This window comes from Methylobacterium trifolii (genome assembly GCF_022179685.1).
Classification (GTDB): domain Bacteria; phylum Pseudomonadota; class Alphaproteobacteria; order Rhizobiales; family Beijerinckiaceae; genus Methylobacterium; species Methylobacterium trifolii.
The window spans coordinates 1-8,424 of sequence record NZ_BPRB01000328.1 but is presented as its reverse complement, the minus strand read 5'-3'; the positions used below and the strand labels follow the sequence as shown (position 1 = coordinate 8,424).

7 protein-coding genes are annotated in these 8,424 nt (G+C 69.1%); 2 read left to right on the top strand and 5 right to left on the bottom strand.

Going from position 1 to position 8,424, the window contains the following annotated elements:
* Positions 1-184: 184 nt before the first annotated feature.
* Positions 185-889: a gamma-glutamylcyclotransferase gene (locus tag COGEMETH_RS23500; RefSeq protein ID WP_238185100.1), complete on the top strand. Its 705-nt coding sequence runs from the start codon at positions 185-187 to the stop codon at positions 887-889.
* A gap of 75 nt (positions 890-964) precedes the next feature.
* On the opposite strand, the gene COGEMETH_RS23495 is transcribed toward COGEMETH_RS23500, so the two are convergent.
* On the bottom strand, positions 965-2,011 hold the full coding sequence (locus tag COGEMETH_RS23495; protein ID WP_238185099.1) for a glutamine synthetase beta-grasp domain-containing protein: 1,047 nt from the start codon (positions 2,009-2,011) through the stop codon (positions 965-967).
* Between the two features lie 428 nt (positions 2,012-2,439).
* On the opposite strand from COGEMETH_RS23495, the gene COGEMETH_RS23490 reads away from it, so the two are divergent.
* Positions 2,440-2,634: a DUF2735 domain-containing protein gene (locus COGEMETH_RS23490; RefSeq protein WP_238185098.1), complete on the top strand. Its 195-nt coding sequence runs from the start codon at positions 2,440-2,442 to the stop codon at positions 2,632-2,634.
* Between the two features lie 60 nt (positions 2,635-2,694).
* On the opposite strand, the gene COGEMETH_RS23485 is transcribed toward COGEMETH_RS23490, so the two are convergent.
* From COGEMETH_RS23485 to dnaE, 4 genes are all read right to left on the bottom strand, one after another.
* Positions 2,695-3,624, bottom strand: a complete 930-nt coding sequence (locus COGEMETH_RS23485; protein ID WP_373875425.1) for a glutaminase — start codon at positions 3,622-3,624, stop codon at positions 2,695-2,697.
* Between the two features lie 106 nt (positions 3,625-3,730).
* Entirely contained in the window at positions 3,731-4,246 is a 516-nt protein-coding gene (locus COGEMETH_RS23480; RefSeq protein ID WP_238185096.1) for a T6SS effector amidase Tae4 family protein, read from the bottom strand.
* A 122-nt stretch (positions 4,247-4,368) separates the two neighbouring features.
* A complete protein-coding gene (locus COGEMETH_RS23475; protein ID WP_238185095.1) occupies positions 4,369-4,515 on the bottom strand; it encodes a hypothetical protein in 147 nt (48 codons plus the stop codon).
* Between the two features lie 132 nt (positions 4,516-4,647).
* Positions 4,648-8,166 carry a DNA polymerase III subunit alpha gene (gene dnaE / locus COGEMETH_RS23470; RefSeq protein ID WP_238185094.1) on the bottom strand — a complete coding sequence of 1,173 codons (3,519 nt, stop codon included), beginning with the start codon at positions 8,164-8,166 and terminating at the stop codon, positions 4,648-4,650.
* Between the last annotated feature and the right edge of the window lie 258 nt (positions 8,167-8,424).

Sequence of the window (8,424 nt, the reverse complement as noted above, 5' to 3'; positions counted from 1 at the left end):
CTCCTACAGCAGAACGGCCCCGCCGAAGCGAGGCCGTTCTGCTGTAGGAGCATGTCTGCTTCCGGATCAAGAGCCAAGGTCCGTTAGCCACACGTTGCGGTCGGTCCAGCCTGATTCCGAATCGCACCGTTCCAGATGCCGACCCACCCTTGCGCCGCGGCACGGGGAATGCTCCGATTCCCCCATGCCGCGTCCCCTTGACCTCAGCCTCGACCTCATCGCCCGCGCCCATGCCGTGCCCGTCGCCGACGACGAGTCGGCCCTGCGGCTGCTCACCGACGAGGAACTCGGGCCCGGCCTCGACCGGATCATCGAGGAGCGGGCGGGCGGCGGCGACCTCTGGGTCTTCGCCTACGGCTCGCTGATGTGGCGGCCGGAATTTTCGGGGGCCGAGAGCCGGATCGGCACCGTGCGGGGCTTCCACCGCCGGTTCTGCCTGCTGCAGCGCCGGTTTCGCGGCACCCCCGAGCGGCCGGGCTTCGTCCTGGCCCTGGACCGGGGCGGGTTGTGCAAGGGCGTCGCGTTCCGCCTTGCCGGCGCGGACCTGCGCGAGACCCTGATGCCGGTCTGGCGCCGCGAGATGCGGGGCAAGGGCTACGTCGCCCGCTGGCTGCCGGTGGAGACGCACGGCGGCACCGTCTCGGCCCTGACCTTCCTCGTGAACCGCGCCAGCGACCGCTATTCCGGCCGCCTCACCGACACGGAGATCGCGGACAAGATCGCTTCGGCCTGCGGACATATGGGGCCGAGCGCGGAATACCTGTTCCGCACGGTGGAGGCCTGCGCCCGCCTCGGCATCCACGACCGCCACCTGTGGTCGCTCCAGGCCTTGGTGGCGGAGAGGCTGCGGGCCTGCGAGGGCGGCGGCGCTGTCGCGACGCAGGACTGATCCGCCGGGCATGAAAAAAGGCGCGGCCCGAATCCGGAGATTCGAGCCGCGCCCCTTTTGCGAATGCGCCGGTCGTCAGGCGGCGGCGGACACGCCCGCCTCGGCGCCCGTCGGGACGGAGGCGACCGTCTTCAGGATCTGCGAGGCGATCTGGTAGGGGTCCCCTTGGCTGTTGGGACGGCGGTCTTCCAGGTAGCCCTTGTAGTCGTTGTTGACGAAGCTGTGCGGCACGCGGATGGACGCGCCGCGGTCGGCCACGCCGTAGCTGAACTGGTGGATCGACTGGGTCTCGTGCTTGCCGGTCAGCCGCAGGTGGTTGTCCGGGCCGTAGACCGCGATGTGGTCCTCGCGGGCGCCCTCGAAGGCGGCCATCAGGGCCTCGAAATACGCCTTGCCGCCGGTCTCGCGCAGGTACGTGGTCGAGAAGTTGGCGTGCATGCCCGAGCCGTTCCAGTCGGTGTCGCCGAGCGGCTTGCAATGGTACTCGATGTCGATGCCGTACTTCTCGGTCAGGCGCTCCATCAGGTAGCGGGCCATCCACATCTCGTCGGCGGCCCGCTTGGAGCCCTTGCCGAAGATCTGGAATTCCCACTGGCCCTTGGCCACCTCGGCGTTGATGCCTTCGTGGTTGATGCCGGCGGCGAGGCAGATGTCGAGGTGCTCCTCGACGATCTGGCGGGCGACGTCGCCCACCGCCTTGTAGCCGACGCCGGTGTAGTACGGGCCCTGCGGGGCCGGGTAGCCGGCCTCGGGGAAGCCGAGCGGGCGGCCGTTCTTGTAGAAGAAGTACTCCTGCTCGAAGCCGAACCAGGCGCCCTCGTCGTCGAGGATGGTGGCGCGCTTGTTGGAGGCGTGCGGGGTCTTGCCGTCCGGCATCATCACTTCGCACAGCACCAGCACGCCGTTGGTGCGCTCGCTGTCGGGGAACACGCGGATCGGCTTGAGCACGCAATCGGAGCTGCGGCCTTCCGCCTGCATGGTCGAGCTGCCGTCGAAGCCCCAGAGGGGAAGCTGCTCGAGGGTGGGGAAGCCGTCGAATTCCTTGATCTGCGTCTTGCCACGCAGGTTCGGCACCGGCGTATAGCCGTCGAGCCATATGTACTCGAGTTTATACTTCGTCATCGCGAGTCTCTCGTCGGTTCACGGTTCGAGTTGAGATAACTCTGAGCTGTGCGCGGGCCGTCACCGGCTGACGCGTCATAAGCAGGGAGCATGCCAACGGGCGCGGCCGATGCGTCGACCCGGGCTGCGTGCGCCGCGGCCCAAGGTCCGGCTGGATCGGTGTGGGTCGGTCCTGGGCATCGTACGCCGCCGCCGCCGAAAGGCTCGCCCGGGCGGGGCCGCCTACCGCGATCGCCGCCGCCGCGATCCCGGTCGCGAAAGATGCCGCGAAAACAGACAGGCGCGAAAGATGCCAAAACAAACATGCTCAAATATTATTCAGATATTGGACTATTTTGGCGCATGCCGCGCAATCGGCGTGCAATTCATCGGTCGTTGACTTATCTTCCGGGATACTGACCCACGGCCTCGGAAGGAGAAGCCAGACAATGACGACCCGTTTGCACCAGGAGACCGCCAAGATCTACGCGTTTCCAGTAAAGACCCGCCTCGCCGGCGGTCGCAGCGATTCCGGCAAGCCCGCCTCCGACCTCGGCCTGCAGCGCGCGCCGGAGATCGTGTACGGCGGCAGCTGGTATCACGACGCCGCCGTCCAGGAAGCCGACCGGTCCCGCAAGGCGTGAGGCCGGCCCCGCGCGGGACGTGACGGACGGTCGGCGGGCGCGCCTGCGACCGAAGCCCCGTCACGTTCCGAAGATGGACCAGCCCAGCCGCCTGGTCAGCGCTTCGAGCGCGATCCGGCCGAGATGGGAGTTGCCCGAGGCGTCCAGCCCCGGCGACCACACCGCGATCGACGCCTTGCCCGGTGCGATCGCCAGGATTCCGCCGCCGACGCCGCTCTTGCCAGGCAGGCCGACGCGGTAGGCGAACTCGCCCGAGCCGTCGTAATGCCCGCAGGTCAGCATCACCGCGTTGATGCGGCGCGCCCGCTCCGGCGGCACCACGGAATGGCCCGTGGCTGGGTTGCGGCCGGAATAGGCCAGGAAGCGCCCGGCCATGGCGAGCTGCCGGCAGGACATGCTGATCGCGCAGTGGTGGAAATAGACCCCGAGGGTGAAGTCCACCGGATTCTCGATCACCCCGAACGACTTCATGTAATGGGCGAGCGCCGCATTGCGGAACCCCGTGCGCTGCTCGGAGGCCGCCACGGCCTCGTCGATGACGATGGAAGAGTCGTCGGCCAGGAAGCGCATGAACCGCAGGATTTCGCCGAGCGCCTCCCGCGGCTGGTGGCCGGAGAGGATCACGTCGGTGACCGCGATGGCGCCGGCGTTGATGAAGGGGTTGCGCGGGATGCCGCGCTCGCGCTCCAGCTGGACGATGGAGTTGAAGGGGCTGCCCGAGGGCTCGCGCCCGACCCGCCTCCACAGGCGGTCGCCCACCATCCCGAGGGCGAGCGTCAGGGTGAAGGCCTTGGAGATGCTCTGGATCGAGAACGGGGTCTCGCTGTCGCCGCCGGCCGCGACCCGGCCCTCGGCGTCGATCACCACGAGGCCGAAGGCGTCGGAATCGACGCGGGCGAGCTCCGGGATGTAGCTCGCCACCTCCCCGCGGTCGGGCCGCTGCCGCATCTCCTCGGCGATCTCCTTCACGACTCGGTCGAGGTCGGGCACTGCGTCGCTCATCCCAGGTGTGCGGGCCGGAACCGCTCCGGCCGCGCGCCCCTGCAACTTCCGTTCTCGTCGCGCCCCCCGGAGGCGCGACGGCGCTAGGGGCGGATCACCATTTGATGGGATCGCGCCCGATCGGCGCCTGTTCGGGGCCGTAATCCAGGACCTCGAAGAAGAACGCGCCCCGGCCGTCCTTGGCGCAGCCCGCCCAGAGGTCGTTCATCTTGTAGACGGTGGAGGCGGCCAGCCCCTTGTCCCGCCAGAGGTCGATATGCCGGAAGCCGAAGCAGATGATGCCCTCGCGCCCGCCCAGTTCGCGGGTGATGCCCGCCGGGTCGGTGGCCTTGGTCCGCCGCGCCGGCTCGTATTTCTGGCTGAGGTAGGCGTAGAAATCGATGACGGAGTAGATGTAGTTCGCCCCGCCCACTTTCTTGGCCCGGACCTTCCCGCCCAGCTGCAGCTTGGTCGGGTAGTCGAACCGGTCGATCGTCTCGCCGATGTGGTTGAGGGCCCAACTCATCTGGTAGCCGCAGACCTCGCCCGACAGGCCGGGAATCCTGGCCTTCATCTGGTCGTAGGGAGGGCGCTGGTCCACCAGCGCCTGGAAGTTCATCCGCAGGACCATGTGCCGCTCCCGGACCGGTGAAGGGCGCCATGGCCGCCGGTCGGAAACCCGACCGCGGGACCCCTTCGACGCAGTCATACGATATCCGGTCGATCGCGTCGCGATGCGGATGTCGGCTTCGCTCAGACCGCGCCGCCGCGCTTGAGGGCGACGACCACGCGGCCCCCGGCCTGCTCCGCATCCGGGTTGCGCAACTCGCGCATGCCCGGTGCCCGCCCGGTCGTCAGGTAGACGACGACCGTGACTGCCAGGAGAACCTTCGACCGCATCGCCCTCGCCCCACATGCTTAAGCGAGGCTGTCTAGGACCGGCGGCTTTTGACCAGGTTGCGCTGGCGCACGTCGAGCTGGGCCGTTCCCCGATTCAGGCGAACCATGGTGAACGGCGCGTCAACGGCCGTCTCAGTTCACCTCCACCTGTACCACCCCCGGCACCGCCCGGAGGGCGCCCGCGATCTGGGGCGTGGCCTGGTACTTCCCCGGCAGCTTGACCTCGACCTCCCGCTCGCCCCCGTCGAGGATCAGGATGAGGGAGACCTCGCCCTCGCCGCGCATGGAGAGGCGCTGCTGCACCGATCCGATGGGGCGTTCGTCGCGCAGGTAGATGCGCATGCCCTTCTGGTAGCGGGCCACGGCCGCGTCGAGGGGCTCGGCGGTCTGGATGCGGGCGCGCACGTCCTCGCCCTCCAGGCTGGCCTGGAGCTGGAGCACCAGGGGACGGCCGGGCTCGAGGATGTCGCGGTAATGCCCGAGCCCCTCGGAGAAGATGATCGCCTCGAAATGGCCGGTCTGGTCCGAGAGGGTGACGATGCCGAGCTTGTTCCCCGTCTTGGTGCGCCGCTCCGCCCGATCGAGGACGGAGGCCGCGACCTTGCCGACGCTGGAGGTTCCGGCCCGCACCGAGCGGCAGAACTCGGCCCAGGTCTGCACCCGGAGCTTGCCCAACAACTCGCCGTACTCGTCCAGGGGATGGCCGGAGACGAAGAAGCCGATGGCGTCGTATTCGCGCTTCAGCTTGTCGGCCATCGGCCAGAGTTCGTGGGGCGGGATGCGCAGCGCGACGCTCTCCGAGACGACCCCGCCGAACATGTCCGTGGTGTCCGTCGTCGTGGAGGTCGCGCCTTCCTGGGCCAGCTTCATCATCGGCTCGACCGCGGCGTGGGCGCGTGCGCGGTCGGGCTCGATGCAGTCGAGGGCGCCGGCCGCGACCAGGCTCTCCAGGGTGCGCTTGTTGACGTGGCGCGGGCTGAGGCGCCGGGCGAGGCAGGCGAGGTCCTTGAACGGCCTGTCCCCGCGCGCCTCCACCAGGGAGCGCACCGCCTCGCGGCCGACGCCCTTGATGGCGGCCAGCGCGTAGGAGATCTTGCCCGCATGCACCTCGAACACCTCGCCGGAGGCGTTGATTGAGGGCGGCTCGACCACGATCTTCAGGCGCTGCGCGTCCTGGCGGAATTCGGCGAGCTTGTCGGTGTTGTCGATGTCGAGGGTCATCGCCGCGGCGAGGAACTCGACGGGAAAGTTCGCCTTGAGGTAGGCGGTCTGGTAGGTCAGCAGGGCGTAGGCCGCCGCGTGGCTCTTGTTGAAGCCGTAATCGGCGAACTTGGCGAGCAGGTCGAAGATCTCGTCCGCCTTGGCCTTGGTCAGGCCGCGCTCGATCGAGCCCTTCACGAAACGGTCGCGCTGCGCGTCCATCTCGGCGCGGATCTTCTTGCCCATGGCGCGCCGGAGCATGTCGGCCTCGCCCAGCGAGTAGCCGGCGAGCAGCTTGGCGATCTCCATCACCTGTTCCTGGTAGACGATGATCCCGAAGGTCTCCTTCAGGGCCGGCTCCAGCTTGGCGTGCGGATACCAGCCGGCCTCGTTGCCGGCGTCGCGCCCGAGCTTGCGCTCGCAATAGACCGGGATGTTGGCCATCGGGCCCGGCCGGTAGAGGGCGACGAGGGCGATGATGTCCTCGAAGCGGTCGGCCTGCATCTCGCAGAGCGCCTTGCGCATGCCCGCCGATTCCACCTGGAACACGCCGACCGTCTCGCCCCGGCCCATCGGCGCGTAGGTCGCCGCGTCGTCGAGCGGCAGGGAGGCGAGGTCGATCTCGATGCCGCGCTGCTTCAGCAGGTCGGTGCAGCACCGCAGCATCGTCAGCGTCTTGAGGCCCAAGAAGTCGAACTTCACGAGGCCGGCGGCCTCGACCCACTTCATGTTGAACTGCGTCACCCGCATGCCCGTCTTCGGGTCGCGGTAGAGGGGCACGAGCTGTTCAAGGGGGCGGTCGCCGATGACGACGCCGGCGGCGTGGGTCGAGGCGTGCCGGTGCAGGCCCTCGAGCTTCTTGGCGATGTCGATCAGGCGGGCGACCACGGGCTCCTCGGCCATGGCGCTCTGGAGCTTGGGCTCGCCCTCGATGGCCTGGGCCAGCGTCACGGGGTTGGCCGGGTTCTGGGGTACGAGCTTGGTCAGCTTGTCGACCTGCCCGTAGGGCATCTCCAGCACGCGGCCGACGTCGCGCAGCACGCCGCGCGCGAGCAGCGTGCCGAAGGTGATGATCTGGGCCACCTGCCCGTGGCCGTAGCGCTCCTGGACGTACTGGATCACGCGCTCGCGGCCCTCGACGCAGAAGTCGATGTCGAAATCCGGCATCGAGACGCGCTCGGGGTTGAGGAAGCGCTCGAACAGGAGCCCGAACCGCAACGGGTCGAGGTCGGTGATGAGGAGCGCGTAGGCGACCAGCGAGCCGGCGCCCGAGCCGCGGCCGGGCCCCACGGGGATGTCGTGGTCCTTGGCCCACTTGATGAAGTCGGAGACGATCAGGAAGTAGCCGGGAAACTTCATGCCGACGATCACGTCGAGCTCGAAGGCCAGGCGGTCGCGGTAGGTCTTCTCGTCGAAGCCCGGCGCGGGGCCGTGCTGCTTGAGGCGCAGTTCGAGGCCGGCCTCGGCCTGCCGGCGCAATTCGGTCGGCTCGTCGGCGACGACCTCGGCCGCCGGGGCCACGCCGGCTTCGGCCATCGCCTCGGCCATGGGCGGCGTCTCGCCCGCGGCGATGATCCCGAAATTCGGCAGGATCGGCTTGCGGGTGCGCACGCGGACGGCGCAGCGCATGGCGATCTCGACGGTGGCCTGGAGGGCGTCCGGCAGGTCGCGGAACAGTTCGGCCATCTCGGCCCGCGTCTTGAAGCCGTGGCGCGGGGTCAGACGGCGGCGGCGCCCGTCCGAGACGACGCGGCCTTCGGCGATGGCGAGCAGGGCGTCGTGGGCGTCGTAGTCGCCGGCCTTGGAGAAGAACGGCTCGTTGGAAGCCGCCACCGAGAGCCCGCTGGAATCGGCCAGCCGCAGAAGCTCGGCCTCGATCCGGCGCTCGTCGTCGAGGCCGTGGCGCTGGATCTCGACGTAGAGCCGCTCCTCTCCGAAGGCCGCCTTGAGGCGCTCAAGGCGCTGGGCGGCCAGCTCCGGCCGGCCGGCGCGCAGGGCCGAATCGAGGGGGCCGGTGGTGCCGCCGGTGAGCGCGATCAGGCCGGCGGCCGACTCCGTTAGCGCCTCCGCGCTCACCCGCGGGGCCTCGCCGAGCGCGTTGTCGAAATAGGCGCGGCTGGCCAACCGCAGCAGGTTTCCGTAGCCGGTCTCGTCCTGGGCGAGCAGAACGATGCCGGGCGTGGCCACCGTGCCCCGCCCCATCGGGTCGGCCGCCTCGAAGGCCACGGCGAGCTGGAGGCCGGCGATTGGCTGGATGCCGGCACCGGCGGCCTTCTCCGAGAATTCGAGGGCGCCGAAGAGGTTGTTGGTGTCGGTCAGCGCCAGCGCCGGCTGCCTGTCGGCCAGGGCCGCCTTGACGAGGTCCCCCACCTTCAGGGCGCCCTCCAACAGGGAATAGGACGAGTGGGCGTGGAGGTGGACGAATCCGACCTCCTTGAGCTGCCGTGCCATGACCAACCTTGTTCGGGGTCGCGCAGGATTCCCTGCCGGGCCGGAAGAGTCGATGCCGGGGAGGTCACGGTCCCACGATATCCACGGGCCGAGCCCCGGTTCCCCGCTTCCCACCCGTGCCGGCCGACCGGATTCACAAGTTTGCGTGGAGGGAACCGGACAGGTCGCCCGAAGCGCTGCGCGGCTCCCTCTCCCGTGCGGGAGAGGGTTGGGGTGAGGGGCCCAGGTTTCTCCGGAGAGGTCGCATCCCTCACCCTG

Excerpts from the sequence above, each read along its gene's own strand:
- COGEMETH_RS23500 (WP_238185100.1), top strand. The coding sequence starts at position 185 with ATGCCGCGTCCCCTTGACCTCAGCCTCGACCTCATCGCCCGCGCCCAT.
- COGEMETH_RS23495 (WP_238185099.1), bottom strand. The coding sequence starts at position 2,011 with ATGACGAAGTATAAACTCGAGTACATATGGCTCGACGGCTATACGCCG.
- COGEMETH_RS23490 (WP_238185098.1), top strand. The coding sequence starts at position 2,440 with ATGACGACCCGTTTGCACCAGGAGACCGCCAAGATCTACGCGTTTCCA.
- COGEMETH_RS23480 (WP_238185096.1), bottom strand. The coding sequence starts at position 4,246 with ATGGTCCTGCGGATGAACTTCCAGGCGCTGGTGGACCAGCGCCCTCCC.
- COGEMETH_RS23475 (WP_238185095.1), bottom strand. The coding sequence starts at position 4,515 with ATGCGGTCGAAGGTTCTCCTGGCAGTCACGGTCGTCGTCTACCTGACG.
- dnaE (WP_238185094.1), bottom strand. The coding sequence starts at position 8,166 with ATGGCACGGCAGCTCAAGGAGGTCGGATTCGTCCACCTCCACGCCCAC.